Annotated in this window: 12 protein-coding genes; 8 read left to right on the forward strand and 4 right to left on the reverse strand. The window is 74.6% G+C overall.

Annotation, left to right across the window (positions count from 1 at the left end):
• The 7 genes from ACZ4D5_RS05630 to ACZ4D5_RS05660 all read left to right on the forward strand — a co-directional run.
• The coding region (locus tag ACZ4D5_RS05630) for an SDR family NAD(P)-dependent oxidoreductase (protein WP_467771034.1) at positions 1 to 1,857 on the forward strand (1,857 nt) is incomplete at its 5' end.
• Positions 1,858 to 1,862: 5 nt separating this feature from the next.
• Entirely contained in the window at positions 1,863 to 6,407 is a 4,545-nt protein-coding gene (locus ACZ4D5_RS05635; RefSeq protein WP_467771035.1) for a beta-ketoacyl synthase N-terminal-like domain-containing protein, read from the forward strand.
• Positions 6,404 to 6,742, forward strand: a complete 339-nt coding sequence (locus ACZ4D5_RS05640) for an acyl carrier protein (RefSeq protein WP_467771036.1) — start codon at positions 6,404 to 6,406, stop codon at positions 6,740 to 6,742. The genes ACZ4D5_RS05635 and ACZ4D5_RS05640 overlap by 4 nt, the downstream gene beginning before the upstream one ends.
• A complete protein-coding gene (locus tag ACZ4D5_RS05645; RefSeq protein ID WP_467771037.1) occupies positions 6,739 to 7,551 on the forward strand; it encodes an alpha/beta fold hydrolase in 813 nt (270 codons plus the stop codon). The genes ACZ4D5_RS05640 and ACZ4D5_RS05645 overlap by 4 nt, the downstream gene beginning before the upstream one ends.
• Positions 7,548 to 8,690 carry a glycosyltransferase gene (locus ACZ4D5_RS05650; RefSeq protein ID WP_467771038.1) on the forward strand — a complete coding sequence of 381 codons (1,143 nt, stop codon included), beginning with the start codon at positions 7,548 to 7,550 and terminating at the stop codon, positions 8,688 to 8,690. The genes ACZ4D5_RS05645 and ACZ4D5_RS05650 overlap by 4 nt, the downstream gene beginning before the upstream one ends.
• 41 nt (positions 8,691 to 8,731) lie before the next feature.
• Positions 8,732 to 9,802 carry a class I SAM-dependent methyltransferase gene (locus ACZ4D5_RS05655; RefSeq protein WP_467771039.1) on the forward strand — a complete coding sequence of 357 codons (1,071 nt, stop codon included), beginning with the start codon at positions 8,732 to 8,734 and terminating at the stop codon, positions 9,800 to 9,802.
• Positions 9,799 to 10,560 (forward strand): SDR family NAD(P)-dependent oxidoreductase, encoded by a 762-nt coding sequence (locus ACZ4D5_RS05660; RefSeq protein ID WP_467771040.1) that lies wholly within the window; start codon positions 9,799 to 9,801, stop codon positions 10,558 to 10,560. Before ACZ4D5_RS05655 ends, ACZ4D5_RS05660 begins: the two co-directional genes overlap by 4 nt.
• Positions 10,561 to 10,615: 55 nt before the next feature.
• Here ACZ4D5_RS05660 and ACZ4D5_RS05665 read toward each other — a convergent pair whose 3' ends face one another.
• A complete protein-coding gene (locus ACZ4D5_RS05665; protein ID WP_467771041.1) occupies positions 10,616 to 11,506 on the reverse strand; it encodes a class I SAM-dependent methyltransferase in 891 nt (296 codons plus the stop codon).
• Positions 11,507 to 11,558: 52 nt separating this feature from the next.
• Positions 11,559 to 12,773, reverse strand: a complete 1,215-nt coding sequence (locus ACZ4D5_RS05670; RefSeq protein WP_467771042.1) for a bifunctional adenosylcobinamide kinase/adenosylcobinamide-phosphate guanylyltransferase — start codon at positions 12,771 to 12,773, stop codon at positions 11,559 to 11,561.
• 102 nt (positions 12,774 to 12,875) lie between these two features.
• Here ACZ4D5_RS05670 and ACZ4D5_RS05675 point away from each other — a divergent pair, with 102 nt between their 5' ends.
• Positions 12,876 to 13,100, forward strand: coding sequence for a hypothetical protein (locus ACZ4D5_RS05675; protein WP_467771043.1), 225 nt, complete (start codon positions 12,876 to 12,878; stop codon positions 13,098 to 13,100).
• 83 nt (positions 13,101 to 13,183) lie between these two features.
• Here ACZ4D5_RS05675 and ACZ4D5_RS05680 read toward each other — a convergent pair whose 3' ends face one another.
• Positions 13,184 to 14,248: a S1C family serine protease gene (locus ACZ4D5_RS05680; protein ID WP_467771044.1), complete on the reverse strand. Its 1,065-nt coding sequence runs from the start codon at positions 14,246 to 14,248 to the stop codon at positions 13,184 to 13,186.
• An 89-nt stretch (positions 14,249 to 14,337) separates the two neighbouring features.
• Positions 14,338 to 15,045: a class I SAM-dependent methyltransferase gene (locus tag ACZ4D5_RS05685; RefSeq protein ID WP_467771045.1), complete on the reverse strand. Its 708-nt coding sequence runs from the start codon at positions 15,043 to 15,045 to the stop codon at positions 14,338 to 14,340.
• Between the last annotated feature and the right edge of the window lie 64 nt (positions 15,046 to 15,109).

A 15,109-nucleotide genomic window follows, 5' to 3' on the forward strand; every position in this document is an offset into this window, starting at 1 on the left:
CTCCTTGGTTCGGGTGTGGATCTGCGGTCGTTGCCGGACGCGGAGCTGGAGGAGCTGACGCGGGCGCGCACGGCGTCGGGCATCGCGGAGTGGCTGGGGCGGAAGACGGGCGCATCGACGGGGGAGGGCGCCGAGTCCCAGCCCCTTCAGGATGCGCAGGCCTCTCAGGCCTCTCAGGCCTCTCAGGCCTCTCAGACCTCCCAGATCTCCCAGATCTCTCAGATCTCTCAGACCACTCAGACCACCCAGACCACCCAGGCCCCCCAGCTCTCCTCGGCTCCCGCCGCGGCCTCGGCTCCGGCGTCGGACCAGGCACCCGCCTCAGACCTCGGGGTGCCGCCTGCCGAGGAGCCGAACGGGTCCCCCACCGGATCCGCGCCCCTCACCGGATCCGCCCCCAAGCGCTACCTCCTGCGGCCCACCGCCCTCGCCCCCGCTCCCGCCCCCGGCTCCGTCGAGCAGGATCTGCGGGGGAAGCACTTCCTCGTCGTCGGGGACGGGACGGCTGTGGCGCAGGCGCTGGTCACCCGGCTCACCGTGCTCGGGGCCAGTGCCGTGCGCGGCAGCGGGGATCTCGAAGGGCATGCCGCGCCGCTCGACGGCGTGCTGCACGTCGGGGCCCTCGCGCCCGTCGGCGAGGCCCTGCTGCCGGGACAGTTCCCCGTGTTCAAGGGCCTGCTCCGACGCGCCCCCCGCTGGCTCATCTGCGCCCGCTACGCCGGTGACGCCAACGGCCTGAGCGGCTTCTTCCGCACCGTCGCCCGCGAGTACCCGGACACCCTCTCCCGCGTCGTCGACCTCGACGCCTCCTGGTCGCCCGCCGACCAGGCCGAGGCCCTCGTCGAGGAACTCCTCGCCCCCGACCGCGAGCCGGTCGTGCTCCGCACCGAAGCCGCCGACGCCCCGGCAGGCGCGCGGCGCGGCATCGAGACGTACGAGAGCGGACTCGGCCTGCTCGGCGGCGGCGGGGCGGGACCGGCCGGGGACGGGGCCGCGGAGGCCGCCGTCCTCGGGCTCGGCCCGGACTCCGTGGTCGTCCTGGCCGGCGGCGCCCGCGGCATCACCGCCCGCTTCGCCGTCGCCCTCGCCACCGCGTCCCGCTGCCGCGTCGAACTCCTCGGCCGCACCGAACTCCCCGACGGCGGCGACCCGTTCCCCGAGGCCCGCGACAAGGTCGCCCTGCGCGCCGCCCTCGCCGCCCGCGGCGGCCTGCGCCCCGCCGAGATCGAGCGCGAGGCGAGCCGCGTCCTCGCCGCCCGCGAGGTCGCCCAGACCCTCGCCGAGATCCGCGCGGCGGGCGGCACCGCCGGTTACCGCGCCCTCGACCTGCGCGACGCCGAAGCCGTGCAGCAGGCGGTCAAGGACATCCAGGCGCGCCACGGCCGCATCGACGGCATCGTGCACGCCGCCGGGATCATCGAGGACCGGCTCGTGACGGAGAAGGACCCGGACTCCTTCACCCGCGTCTACGGCACCAAGGTCGACGGCGCCAAGGCCCTGCTCGCCGCGGTCCACCGGCTGCCCGAACTGCCCCGCTTCGCCGTCCTGTTCGGTTCCATCTCCGCCGTCTACGGCAACCGCGGCCAGATCGACTACTCCGCCGCCAACGACGCCCTCGCCGCCCTCGGCCGGCACTGGCGCGACGCCACCGGCAGCCGCGCCCTCACCGTCCACTGGGGCCCGTGGGCGCCGACGGGGGCGCACGACGGCATGGTCTCGCCGGAGCTCGGCCGGGAGTACGCCCGCCGCGGCATCTCCCTCATCGACCCCGAGGAAGGCGTCCTCGCCCTCCTGCGCGAACTCGCCTGGGGCGACGCGGAGACCGACGAGGTCGTCTACACCGCGTCGGGCTGGTGACCGCGGTGCTGCGAAAGGCGCCGCCCGTCGCGATCGTCGGCATGGCGGTCACCCTGCCGGGGGCCGCCGACCTCGACACGTACTGGCACAACGTCCGTACAGGCGCGGACGCCATCTCCGAGGTCCCGCACGCCCGTTGGGACCAGGACGAGTACTACCGGCCCGACGCGATCTACTGCCGCCGCGGCGGCTTCGTCGACGACCTGCCCGAACTCGCCGCCTTCGACCCGACGGCGTACGGCATCATGCCCGGCTCGGTCCCCGCCACCGAACCGGACCAGCTGATCGCGCTGCGCACCGCGGCCGCCGCGCTCGCCGACGCGGGGCGCGGCGGACCGCCCGCCGACCCCGCGCGGGTCGGCGTGGTCCTCGGCAGGGGCGGCTACCTGACCGACGGCCTGGCCCGCCTGGACCAGCGCGTCCGTACGTCCGGCCAACTGATCCGTACGCTGCGGGAGTTGCTGCCCGACATCGGCGAGGACCGTCTGGCGGAGGTCCGCGAGGCCTTCTGCGAGGCCGTCGGCGGGCCGCGCACCCCCGAGTCCGTGATCGGCCTCGTCCCGAACTTCGCCGCGTCCCGCATCGCCAACCGCCTCGACCTGCGCGGCCCCGCGTACACGGTCGACGCGGCCTGCGCCTCCTCCCTGGTCGCGGTCGACCAGGCGGTGGCGGAGCTCGCCTCGGGGCGCTGCGACATGATGCTCGCCGGCGGCGTCCACCACTGCCACGACATCACGCTCTGGTCGGTCTTCGCCCAGCTCCGCGCGCTGTCCCCGTCCCAGCGGATCCGCCCCTTCCACCGCGAGGCGGACGGCGTCCTGATGGGCGAGGGCACGGGCGTCGTGGTGCTCAAGCGCCTCGACGACGCCCTGCGGGACGGGGACAGGGTGTACGCGGTCGTACGAGGCGTCGGCATCGCCGGTGACGGGCGTGCCGCGTCCCTCGTCAACCCCGACCCGGGCGGGCAGGCGCGGGCCGTCCGCCTCGCCTGGCGGGCGGCGGGCCTCGACCCCTCGGCGCCCGGCTCCCTCGGCCTCCTGGAGGCCCACGGCACGGGCACGCCGAACGGCGACGGCGCCGAAATGGCCACGCTGGCCGAGGTGTTCGGAGCGGGGCGTGAACCGGACGCGGTCATCGGCTCGGTCAAGTCGCAGATCGGCCACACGATGCCGGCGGCGGGCGTGGCGGGCCTGGTCAAGGCGGCCCTGGCCATCCACCACGCCACCCTCCCCCCGCTCCCGCACTGCGACGACCCCCACCCGTCCCTCCTCCCGACCCGCTTCCGCCCTCTGGCGGAGGCACGCCCCTGGGACACCGACCTCCGCCGAGCCGCGGTCAACGCCTTCGGCTTCGGAGGCATCAACGCGCACGTGGTCCTGGAGGCCCCTCCCGCCCCCGCCGATGGCCGTCCCGGCCGTGGGCAGGCGTTCCGCACGGCGAGTGGGGTCTCCCCTGCTCGAGCGGAGTCGAGAGCTTGGGCAAGGGTGGGCACAGCCTCCGCTGCCGGGCACCGTGAACGAGGCGTCACGTCGGTCGACGAGCCCGAACTTCTGCTCCGCCTCGCTGCCCGCACTCCGCGGGAGCTCGCGGAGCTGCTCGACGCCGATGACGTCGAACTGCGCGCCCGCAGGGGGGAACCCCGGGGCGCGGCCCGCGTCGCCATCCTCGACCCCACTCCCAAGCGCCTCGCCCTGGCGAGATCCGCCGCCGCCAAGGCGAAGCTCTGGGGCGGCCGGAGCGACGTATGGTGTGCCCCCGAGCCCCTCCTCGCCCCGCACGCCCACGGCAGGACCGCCTTCCTCTTTCCCGGCCTGGAAGCCGAGTTCACCCCCCAGGTCGACGACATCGCCCGCCACTTCGGCCTCCCGGAACCGGCCGGCCTCGACGCCCGCGTCGGCGACGTGGCCGAACACGGCGCCGCCGTGGTCCGCGTGGGCCGCCTCCTGTCCACCGCCCTGTCCCGCATCGGCGTCACCCCGGACGCCGTGGCCGGCCACAGCGTCGGCGAATGGACGGCCATGGTCGCGGGCGGCATGTTCGCGGACGACGAGGTGGACGCGTTCCTCGGCGACTTCGACCCCTCGGTGCTCCGCGTCCCCGGCCTCGCCTTCGCCGCCTTCGGCGCCCCCGCGGCCCAGGTGGAGGCGGCACTGGCGCGGTACCCCGGAGTCGTCCTCTCCCACGACAACGCCCCCCGCCAGTCCGTCGCCTGTGGCCCGCACGCCGAAGTGGAGGCCCTCGCCGCGCAGTTGAGGGCGGACGGCGTACTCGGACAGGTGCTGCCGTTCGAGTCCGGCTTCCACACGCCGATGCTGGAGCCCTACCTCGCGCCCATCCAGGAGGCGAGCGAGCGGTTCACCCTGCACGGGGCGACCGTGCCGGTGTGGTCGGGGACGACCGCCTCGCCGTTCCCCGAGAGGGAGCGGGAGGTGCGGGCACTGTTCGTGCGGCACCTGCTCGAACCCGTGCGGTTCCGGCAGCTCGTGGAGGCCTTGTACGCCGACGGGGTACGGGCGTTCGTGCAGCTCGGCTCGGGGCAGCTGCCGGCCCTGGTCGGCGACACGCTGGCCTCGCGTGAGCACCTCGCGGTGAGCGCGAACTCGCCCCGGCGGGACGGGATGTCGCAGCTCCGGAGAGTTGCCGCAGGGCTGTGGGCGTGCGGCGCCGAGCCGGACTTCTCGGCGTTCACCCGCCGCCGGGGCTCCCGCTCCGGGGTGCCGGTGGCCCTGGGGGCGCGGCTCGTCTCGCTGGACGCCGCGACCAGGGACCGGCTGCGGTCCTCGCTCCGCGGCGGGACCCGGCAGGACGTCCTCGCCCCGGTCGCCGCGGAGTTCCCCGCGGCGGGGGAGCTGAGGGCCCTGCTCGACTCGACCGCGTCACTGGCCGCCGAACTGTTCACCGGCCGCACCGCGAAGACCTCTCCCACCCACCGTCCCGTCACTCCGCACCGCCCCGCCACCCCGCGGCGCCCCGCCCCCGCCCCCCAGGCAGTCCCCACCCGAGGCGGGCAACCGGCCAAGACGACCCACCCCATCCACATCGACGTCACCACCATGCCCCACCTCCTGGACCACTGCTTCTTCAAGCAGCCCCCCAACTGGCCGGACGTGGCCGACCGTTGGCCCGTGGTCCCCGCGACGACCATCGTCCAGCTGATGATGGACGCCACCCCCGGCGGCGACCTCCCCGTCACCGTCCGGGACGCCCGCTTCCTGGAGTGGGTCGTGGCCGAGCCCGCGGCCGAGGTCGACCTGACGGTCGAGGCGCAGGCCCCCGGCCGGTACGACGTGAACTTCGGGCGGCACGCCAGAGCCACCGTCGAGACCGCCCCCGCGTACCCTTTGGCCCCCGCCCCCTGGCCCGCCCCCGCCACCGAGCGCCCGCCCACCGTCTCCGCCCGGGAGATGTACGACGAGCGGTGGATGTTCCACGGGCCCCTCTTCCGCGGCGTCACCCGCATCGACGCCCTCGGCGACCGCCACGTACGCGGCGTCCTCACCGCGCCGCCCGCCCCCGGCGCCCTCCTCGACAACGTCGGCCAGCTCCTCGGCTACTGGCTGATGGCCACCCACACCGACCGCACCGTCGTCTTCCCCGTCGGCATCCGCGAGGCCCGCTTCCACGGCCCGCACCCGGCGCCCGGCACGGAGCTGCGCTGCGACGTCCGCGTCACGGCCCTGACCGAGACGGTCCTCGAAGCCGACGTCCAGCTCACCCGCGGCGGCCGGGTCTGGGCCGAGATCCGCGGCTGGCAGGACCGCCGCTTCGACTCCCCGGCCCGCATCGACCCGGTCAAGCGCAGGCCCGAGGAGAACACCCTCTCCGACGAGCACCCCGGCGGCTGGCAGCTCGTCTTCGAGTACTGGCCCGACCCCGCGTCGCGCGACCTGATGATGCGCAACCAGCTCGCGGGGGACGAGCGCCGCCAGTACGCCGCGCACCCGCCGCGCGGCAGGCGGCAGTGGTTCCTCGGCCGGATCGCCGCGAAGGACGCGATCCGCAGGCACCTGTGGCGGCTCGGCGAGGGCCCGGTCTTCCCCGGCGAGGTCCGCGTCCGCAACGAGGACAGCGGAAAGCCGCGTCCGGAAGGTGTGCACGGGCGCGAACTCCCGCCCCTGGAGCTCTCGTTGGCGCACTGCGCCGAGGCCGCCGTCGCCCTGGTGCGCCCGCCCGGCGAGGGCCCCGTCGGCATCGACATCGAGGAGATCGCCGAGCGCCCCGACACCACGTACGACGCCGTCCTCGCCCCGTCCGAACGCGCGCTCTTCGACGGTCTCGCCACCCGCGACGGCGACCGGGCCCGCACCCTGACCCGTTTCTGGGCCGCCAAGGAGGCCGCCGCCAAGGCGGAGGGCACCGGCATGGGCGGCCGCCCGCGCGACTTCACGGTGACCGAGGCGGAGGACGGGGCCCTGACCGTGCGGACGCCCGCGGCCCGTGCCCACCGCGTCCGCGTCGCCGAGACCGCGAACCCGCCGGGCCTGCCGCCCCGCGGCTACATCGTCGCCTGGACCGACTCGACCGACCCGACCGAGGAGAACCCGGAATGACCACTCCCGCCACGACTCCCGTCACCGGCCCCGCCACCACCCCCGCCGCCGACTCGGCCGCCGACGAGAGCGCCGTCCTCGCCGGCCTCACCGACGCCCTGCGCTCCGTGCTCGACGAGGCCGAGCTGGAGGCGATGCCGATCACCATGGACACCCGCTTCGTGGAGGACCTCGACCTGGAGTCCATCGACCTGGTCACCCTCACCGGCGAGCTGCGCCGCCGCTACGGCGACCGCGTGGACTTCCCCGCCTTCTTCGCCTCGCTCGAACTCTCCGAGATCATCGGGCTCTCCGTCGGCCAGGTGGTCCGCTACGTGAGCGGGCAGCTGCGGTGACGCTCGTCGAAGCGGGCGGCGCCCGCCTCAACGTCGAGCGGCTCGGGGAAGGGGGCGGCGAGACCGTCGTGCTCGTACACGGCATCGCCACCGACAACCTCACCAGCTACTACTTCACCGTCGCGCCCGAGTTCGCGGCCGCCGGATACGACGTCGTGATGTACGACCAGCGCGGCCACGGCCGCAGCGCCCGGCCCGAACAGGGCTACCGCGTCGAGGAGTTCACCGCCGACCTCACGGCGCTCCTCGACGCCCTCGACATCCGCCGCCCCGTCCACCTCGTCGGCAACTCCTTCGGCGGCACCGTCGCCCTCGACCTCGCCCTGCACCACCCCGACCGGGTGGCCAGCGTCCTCATGGTCGAGTCCGAGCCGCCCACCGCGGCCTGGGCGAAGAAGATGAGCGGGCTGCTCGCCGGATCCGCGTACAAACTGCGCGACGAGCGCACGCTGCCGTGGATCGAGGAGACGTACGGACGCCACGAGGCCCGTCTCGTGCGGTGGGCGCAGCGCATCCTGCACGGCACGAGCATCGCCGAGGACATCGCCGCGAGCCGCATCCCCCACGAGGACCGGTGGCGCTCCCTGGGCATCCCCGTCCTCGCGGTCTACGGCGCCGACTCCGACCTCGCCGACATGGCGCCCTGGCTGGAGGAGCTCCTGCCGCTGTGCCGCACCCTCAAGGTCGAGGGGCACGGGCACTCGGTCCTCGTCGGCACCCCGGAGACCGTCGGGCCGCTGCTCCTGGACTGGGTGGGCGAGGGCCACAAGGAGCTCGCCCGCGGCGGCAGCGGGGTGGCGTCGTCATGAGCCGCTTCCTGTTCGTCGTGCCGCCGCTCGTCGGGCACATCAACCCGCTGGTCGGCGTCGGGGCCGAACTGGAGGCCCGCGGCCACCGCGTCGCCTGGGCGGGCCACCCGGAGCCGATCGCCCACCTGGTCGGCCCCGAGACCGAGTCGTACGCCTGCGCGACCCCGCGGGAGCTGACCAGGCCGCCCGAGCTGCGCGGCGTCGCGGCCCTGCAGTTCCTGTGGCAGGAGTGCTTCGGCCCCCTCGCCGAGGCCATGGCGCCCGGCGTCGAGCGGGCGGTCGACGCGTTCCGCCCCGATGTCGTCGTCGCCGACCAGCAGGCGCTTGCGGGCGCCCTCGTCGCCGAGCGGCGCGGCATCCCGTACGCCACGTCGGCCACCACGACCGCCGAGTTCAGCGGCGCCCTGGAGGGCATGCCGAAGGTGGCCGAGTGGATCGAGGGGCTGATCGGCGGCCTCCGCGCACGCCTCGGCGACCCCGCGGCGGCCTACGACCCGCGCTTCTCGCCGCACCTCCAGATCGCCTTCAGCACCCCCGAACTCGCGGGCTGCGACGCCCCGGGGGCCCGCTGGGTCGGCCCCGCGATCGCCGAACGGCCCGCGCCGGACTTCCCCTGGGAGTGGCTCGACCCGGCGCGCTCCCTCGTCCTCGTCTCGCTCGGCACCGCCAACACCGACACCGGCGGCCGCTTCCTCGCCGAGTGCGCCGCCGCGGCGCGGGAGCGCGCGGCACGGCTGCAGACGGTGCTCGTCGACCCCGGCGGCGTCCTCGACACGGGCTCCGACGCCGATGTCCTCATCGCCTCCGGTGTGCCCCAGCTCCCGCTCCTGGAGCGGGCGTCGGCGGTGGTCTGCCACGCCGGGCACAACACCGTCGCCGAGTCGCTGTGGCACGGCGTCCCGCTGGTCGTCGCCCCCATCCGCGACGACCAGCCGGTGATCGCCGCCCAGGTCACCGCGGCGGGCGCGGGCGTGCGCGTGCGGTTCGGGCGGGCAGGGCGCGCACAGCTGGGCGCGGCCCTCGACGCCGTGCTCACCGACCCGGCGTACGCCACGGCCGCCCGGCGCGTGCGCGACGCCTTCCGCGCGGCGGGCGGCGCCCCGGCGGCCGCCGCGCACCTAGAAAAGCTCGCGGTCTGACCCCCGCGTCCCGACCCCCCACACACTCCAGGAGTACGAGCATGACCACCGACGCCGCCCAGCGGGTCGCCGAACGGCGCCCCGCCTACCTCGCCGAACTCGCCCAGGGCACCGAGCGGTTCCACGAGCCGCGCCGCACCGACTGCCCCTGGTGCGGCTCCTCGCGCCTGCGGGTGCGGCTGCGCACCACCGACCTGATCCAGCACAAGCCGGGCACCTTCACGGTCGACCAGTGCGGCGACTGCGCCCACTCCTTCCAGAACCCCCGCCTCACCCCCGAGGGCCTGGACTTCTATTACCGGGACTTCTACGACGGGCTCGGCGGCAAGGAGGCCGAGAAGCTCTTCGGCGCCGAGTCGAGCACCAAGCGCTACCTCGCCAGCGCCCGCGCCCTGCGCGTCTTCGACGAGCCCGAGTCCTGGCTGGACGTCGGCACCGGCCACGGGCACTTCCCGGCCGTCGCCAAGCAGGTCCTGCCGTACACGTCCTTCGACGGCCTCGACCTGAGCGACGGCGTCGAGGAGGGCGTACGGCACGGGCGCATCGAGGAGGGCCACCGCGGCCACCTCACCCAGCTCGCGGAGTCCCTCGCCGGCCGCTACGACGCGATGAGCATGTTCCACTACCTGGAGCACAGCCTCGACCCGCGCGAGGAGATCAAGGCGGCGCGGACCGTGCTGCGCCCCGGCGGCCACCTGATGATCGAGGTCCCCGACCCCGAGTCCCGCTACACCAAGCTGCTCGGCAAGTGGTGGGTGTCGTACTTCCAGCCGCAGCACCTGCACTTCGTGCCGATCGCCAACCTCCGCAAGGAGCTGGAGTCGCTGGGCTTCACCGTCGTCGCCGAGGAGCGCCGCGAGCCCCACATCCCGTTCGACCTGACGACCGCGCTCGCGCTGTTCCTCAACTGCCATCTGCCCAAGGCCGACGCCCCCTGGCGCGCCAAGGCCGCCACGCCGCTCCAGCTCAGGCTGCGGCAGGCCGCGTGGTGGGCGTCGGTGCCGCTGTTCGCGGTGGCGTACGGACTCGACACGTTCCTGCCGCCGCTGCTCACCCGCACCGGCTTCTCCAACGCCTACCGGGTCATCGCGCGCAGGGGCGACGACAAGTGACGTACGGAGAACGGGAGTTCGCGGGCCGCACCGCCCTGGTCACCGGTGCGGCCTCCGGCATCGGCCTCGCGGTCGCCCGCCGTCTCGCCGCGGCGGGCGCCGCCGTCGCCTGCGCCGACCGGGACGCGGAGGGCGCGGGGAAGGCCGCCGCCGAGCTGACCTCGTCGGGCGCCCACGCGATCCCGGTGACGGTGGACGTCACGGACCCGGTGCAGGTCGAGGCGGCCGTCGCCACCACCGTGTCGGTCTTCGGGGCGCTGCACCTCGCCGTCAACAACGCGGGCGTCGCGGGCCCCACGGCGCTCACCGCCGACCTCGATCCGGCCGAGTGGCGGCGCGTGGTGGACGTGAACCTGCACGGCGTCTTCCACGGACTGCGCTACGAGATCCCGGCGCTGCTCGCGGCGGGCGGCGGCGCGATCGTCAACATGTCGTCGGTGCTCGGCGTGAACGGCTTCCTCGGCTCGGCCGCGTACAGCGCCGCCAAGCACGCGGTGGTGGGCCTGACCAAGAGCGCCGCGATCGAGTACGCCGCCCAGGGCGTCCGCATCAACGCGGTCGGCCCCGGCTTCGTCGAGACCCCGCTGCTGGCCGGGGCCGACCAGGGGGTGCGCGACCTCCTGGTCTCCCTGCACCCGGCGGGCAGGCTCGGCACACCGGAGGAGGTGGCGGAGGTGACGGCGTTCCTGCTGTCGGACAGGGCCTCGTTCACGCACGGCGCGCACTACCTGGTGGACGGCGCGTACAGCGCCCCGTAAGGGGCGCGGGGAACTGCGTGCTCGGCCACGAGAGACCCGCAGTTCCCCACAGGCCTCAGCGGAACCAGACCTGACTGACAGCAGGCGAGATCGACCGGAACAACGGCACAAGATGCTGCCGCTCGATCAACCGGCCCAGCCGCCCCCGCCCTTGAGGCATCGTCAGCGCCCGCACTTCCCCGATGGCGGGGTGCGCGGACCGCAACTTGTACCGCTCGTCGGCGGCCATGGCCCAGTGCATGGGCGGAATGGTGAGATCGCCGACCCGCAGCGAGCCCTTGCGGGTCGCCTTGACGACCCACCGCGGCATCGAGTCCAGGACGAGCGATCCGCCGGGCAGCCGCTCGGCGCAGCCGGCGAGGATGCCGCGGACCTCGCCGGGCCGCAGATACATCATCAGGCCCTGCGCGGTCACGATCACGCCGTTGTCGCGGTCGCGCACCCGGTCAAGCCAGCTCAGGTCGGTGGCGGAGCAGGCCACGACGTGATGGCGCGGGCTCTGCGGGAGCAGCCGGGACCGCAGCGCCGCTGCCTCGGGCAGGTCGACGCTCAGCCACTGCAGACGTCCGTTGTCGGCGCGCCAGAACCCGGTCTCCAGGCCCTCGCCGAGGGCCACGACGGTCGCGTACGGATGGTCGGCGACGTACTCCTGGACGGCCCGGTCGAAGCAGAGCGAGCGCAGCCCCTGGATCTGCGAGAAGAGCGGATGCGGCGGACCGAGCCGCTCCTCGAAGGGGTAGTCGATCTCCTCGACGAGCCGCACGGCCATGGGGTCCTCCAGCACGGAGTCCGCCCGCCGCGCCTCGCAGGCGCGGTTCCACAGGGTCCACAGCAGGGTCTCGGGCACCCCGTCGAGCCGGGGCCTGACGCGCTCGGCGGCGCGCTCCCCGACGCGTACGGGGCGCCCTTCTCCCGATACTTCTTCGGCTTCTTCGGCGATGGTCATAAAGGCAGCTCAAAGCACGCGCCGGTGGCGGGCAAGCCGACACGAGCGTCGTTCAGCCACGTAGCGGCAGGGCCTGTCCCGCGACGACCAGGAGCACGTGCTCGCACTCCGCCGCGAACGCCGTGTTCAGGCGGCCCAGTTCGTCGCGGTAGCGGCGGCCCGACGCCGTGGCGGGGACGATGCCGGAGCCGACCTCGTTCGAGACGGCGACGACCGTGCGCCTGCTCGCGCGCACCGCGTCCGCGAGTTCGGCCACCCGGGCCCGCAGCGTGCGCTCCCCGCCGCCCGCCCACTCGGCGTCGTCCCACGCCTTCACCTCGTCCATGACGTGGGTCAGCCACAGCGACAGGCAGTCGATGAGCAGCGGCGGCCCGTCCTGCGCGAGCAGCGGCACCAGGTCGCAGGTCTCCGCGGTCCGCCAGGACCCCGGGCGCCGCTCCCGGTGCAGGCTCACCCGCTGGGCCCACTCGGCGTCGCCGCTCCTGGTCCCGCCCGTCGCCACGTACAGCACGTCGGGGAACGCCTCCAGGCGCCGCTCGGCCTCCACGGACTTGCCCGAGCGGGCGCCGCCGAGGACGAGGGTGCGGCGCGGCACGTCCGGTACGTCCTCGTAGGCGCCGACGGCCAGCGTCGTCCCGTCCGGCACGGCCCGCGCCCCCGCGGCCGCGAGACGGCGCGTCAGCTCCCTGCCGGGCGGCACCTCGTGGCCGACGTGGACCGCGATGACGTCGGTGGTGGGCCCGACCGCCCCCGCCGCGCGCAGCCGGGCGAGCCCGTCGGGGCGCCCGACGACGTCGGCGACGACCATCTCGTACGGAATCTGCCGGGCGTCGCCGTTCGCGTCGGCGAGCCCCGCGGGCGCGCCGCCCGGCGGCAGGTACAGGAGCCGTTCCCCGTCGGGGCCCGTCACCTCGTACCCGGAACCGGGGGCGTCCAGCGCCACCGCGCGCACCCGGTGCCCGGTGAGCAGCGCCAGCTCCCGGCCGTCGGCGACCCGCCCCGGCTGCGGCAGGCCCGCGGGGACCTCGACCGCGGGCCCGTCGTGCGGATGGGAGAGCAGGACCTGGCGCACTCCGCCGAGCGAGTGCCCCGCGCGGGCGGCCGCGAAGGCGGCACCGGGGGTGAGGTCGAGCAGCAGGACGCCGTCCACGAGCAGCGCGGTGGCGGCGCGGGCCGCGTCACCGAGCGCGGTCGCGCAGGCCGCGCAGGGGCAGTCGGGGAGGGGCAGTCCTCCGGGGGCGCCGGTGCCGAGCAGAGTCAGTTCCACACGAAGATCCTCCCGCGTCGGGTCCAGCGCCGCGCGCCCGGCTAGGCTTCAAGCGGATTCAGGCGGTTCTCAGGGCCGCGAAGGGACCTTCGGGAGGCTGACATGGCGGCATGGACGTGGCGGTTCGAGAAGGCGGACGGGACGGAGGTCCAGCCCGCGGTGCAGCCCGAGGAGTTCACCACACAGGGCGACGCGGAGTCCTGGGTCGGTGAGTACTGGAAGGCGCTGGCCGAGGGCGGTGCCGACCAGGTGACCCTCTTCGAGGACACCAACAAGATCTACGGCCCGATGAGCCTGCACGCGGACGCGGAGGACGCGTCGGCGTAGCGAGCGCGTCGAGCGTGCGAGGGGTGGTGGCCGGAATCCCGGCCACCACCCCTTTCGCGTGTCCGCATGTCGCACGCGCCCGGCTACATCTCGCCGAGCGTGACGTCCGCGGTCTTCTCGTTCCCGTCGCGTACGTACGTGACCTGGACCTTCTGGCCCGGCTTCTCGGAGGCGAGCACCTCGGAGAGGGAGTTGATGGTGGTGATCTCGTCGTCCCCGACCTTGGTGATGATGTCGCCGGCCTCGATCCCCGCCTGGGCGGCGGCGCCGTCCTTCGGGGCCTCGGCGACGGCCACGCCCGCGGGCCGGTAGTCGTCGCCGAGGACGGTGCGTCCGGTGATGTCGAGCGCGGCCCGGCCCGAGTCGGTGACCTTGCCGTCCTTGATGATCTGGTCGGCGACGGTCTTCACCATGGAGGACGGGATGGCGAAGCCGATGCCGGGCGCGGCGCTGTCGCCCATGTCGGGGTCGGTCGCGGCGAGCGTCGGGATGCCGATGACCTGCCCGTCGAGGTCGACGAGTGCGCCCCCGCTGTTGCCCGGGTTGATCGCGGCCGAGGTCTGCACCATGTTCGCGATGGTGGCCCCGGTCCCGCCGCCGGAGCGCCCCTCGCTGACGGTGCGCCCGACGGCCGACACGATGCCCTGGGTGACGCTGGACGACAGGCCGAGCGGGGATCCCATGGCCAGCACGATCTGCCCGACCTCCGCCTTGGCGGAGTCGCCGAACGCCGCGGCCTTCAGCCCGCCGGGCACCTCGCCGAGCTTGATGACGGCGAGGTCCTGTTCGGGGTAGGCGGCGACCAGCTCGGCGGAGAGCGCCTGCTCGCCGGTGGCGGTGGTGACCTTGAAACGCTTCTCGTCGCCCACGACGTGGGCGTTGGTGACGATGTGCCCCTTGTCGTCGTAGACGACGCCGGAGCCGAGGCTGTCGGCGGCGTCGATCTGGACGACGGACGGCAGGACGTCCTTGATCACCTTCTGGTAGTCGTCCTGCAGGTCGTTCGCGGCGGCGGGCGCGGCCTGCGTGGTGGCCCCGTCGGAGCCACCGGAACCGGACCCGGAGGAGGAACACCCGCCGACGAGGGCGACGGCGGAGAGAGCGGAGGCCAGAGCGACGGAGACGACACGGGTACGGGAGAGGTTCATGTCCCGAGTCTCTGTTTTGCCCCTGCGTGCTGCTCGCGCCGCGGGGCAAACGGGTGGGCGGGCGCGGGGAACGCGCCGCGAAGCGGTGCCTAGGCCCGCACCCCGCACAGATGCAGAAGCGCGGCGACCCGCCGATAAGGATCACTGCGCCCGGCCCGCTCCTCCGCGGAGAGCAAGGCCTCGAGCTCCCCATCGGACGGCAACGCCGGATCGTCCCCCACCGTGTCCGTGAAGACCCGCACCCCGTACCAGACCTGCAACGGCGCCGCGATCCCCGCCAGCGTGGCGGTCAACGCGTCGAGCCGGTCCGCCCGGGCGTCGACCCCGATCCGGTTGCGGTACGCGACGGAGTCGAAGGAGGCGAGCGCCCCCGCCCAGTCCCCGGCGAGGCCGGGCCGCATGGCCAGCGCGTCGCCGTTGCGCACCAGGAGGGAGAGCAGCCCGCCGGGCGCCAGCATCCGGGCGAGCCCGGCGAGCAGGGCGTCGGGCTCCTCGACGTACATCAGTACGCCGTGGCAGAGCACCACGTCGAAGCTGCCGGGCAGGAAGTGCACCCCGGTCTGGTGTCCGTCGCCCTCGACGATCCGCACCCGCCCCCGGATGCCCTCGGGCTCCTCGGCGAGCGCCGCGCGCGCGGCGGCGATCATGTCGGGATCCTGCTCGACCCCCGTCACCTTGTGCCCGGCACGGGCGAGCCGCAGCGCCTGCGTGCCCTGGCCCATGCCGACGTCGAGCACCCGCAGTCGCTGCCCCACGGGGAAGCGCGCGGCTATCTGCTCGTCCAGCTGCCGGGCCACCAGTTCCTGGCGTACGACGTTGCGCAGGCCGCCCAGCTTCGACAGCCAGGCCCCCGCCCCGCCG

This window comes from Streptomyces sp. NPDC025651 (genome assembly GCF_055558735.1).

Bases quoted from the DNA above. Each gene is read 5' to 3' on its own strand.
- ACZ4D5_RS05640 (WP_467771036.1), top strand. From the start codon at position 6,404: ATGACCACTCCCGCCACGACTCCCGTCACCGGCCCCGCCACCACCCCC.
- ACZ4D5_RS05650 (WP_467771038.1), top strand. From the start codon at position 7,548: ATGAGCCGCTTCCTGTTCGTCGTGCCGCCGCTCGTCGGGCACATCAAC.
- ACZ4D5_RS05655 (WP_467771039.1), top strand. From the start codon at position 8,732: ATGACCACCGACGCCGCCCAGCGGGTCGCCGAACGGCGCCCCGCCTAC.
- ACZ4D5_RS05665 (WP_467771041.1), bottom strand. From the start codon at position 11,506: ATGACCATCGCCGAAGAAGCCGAAGAAGTATCGGGAGAAGGGCGCCCC.
- ACZ4D5_RS05675 (WP_467771043.1), top strand. From the start codon at position 12,876: ATGGCGGCATGGACGTGGCGGTTCGAGAAGGCGGACGGGACGGAGGTC.
- ACZ4D5_RS05680 (WP_467771044.1), bottom strand. From the start codon at position 14,248: ATGAACCTCTCCCGTACCCGTGTCGTCTCCGTCGCTCTGGCCTCCGCT.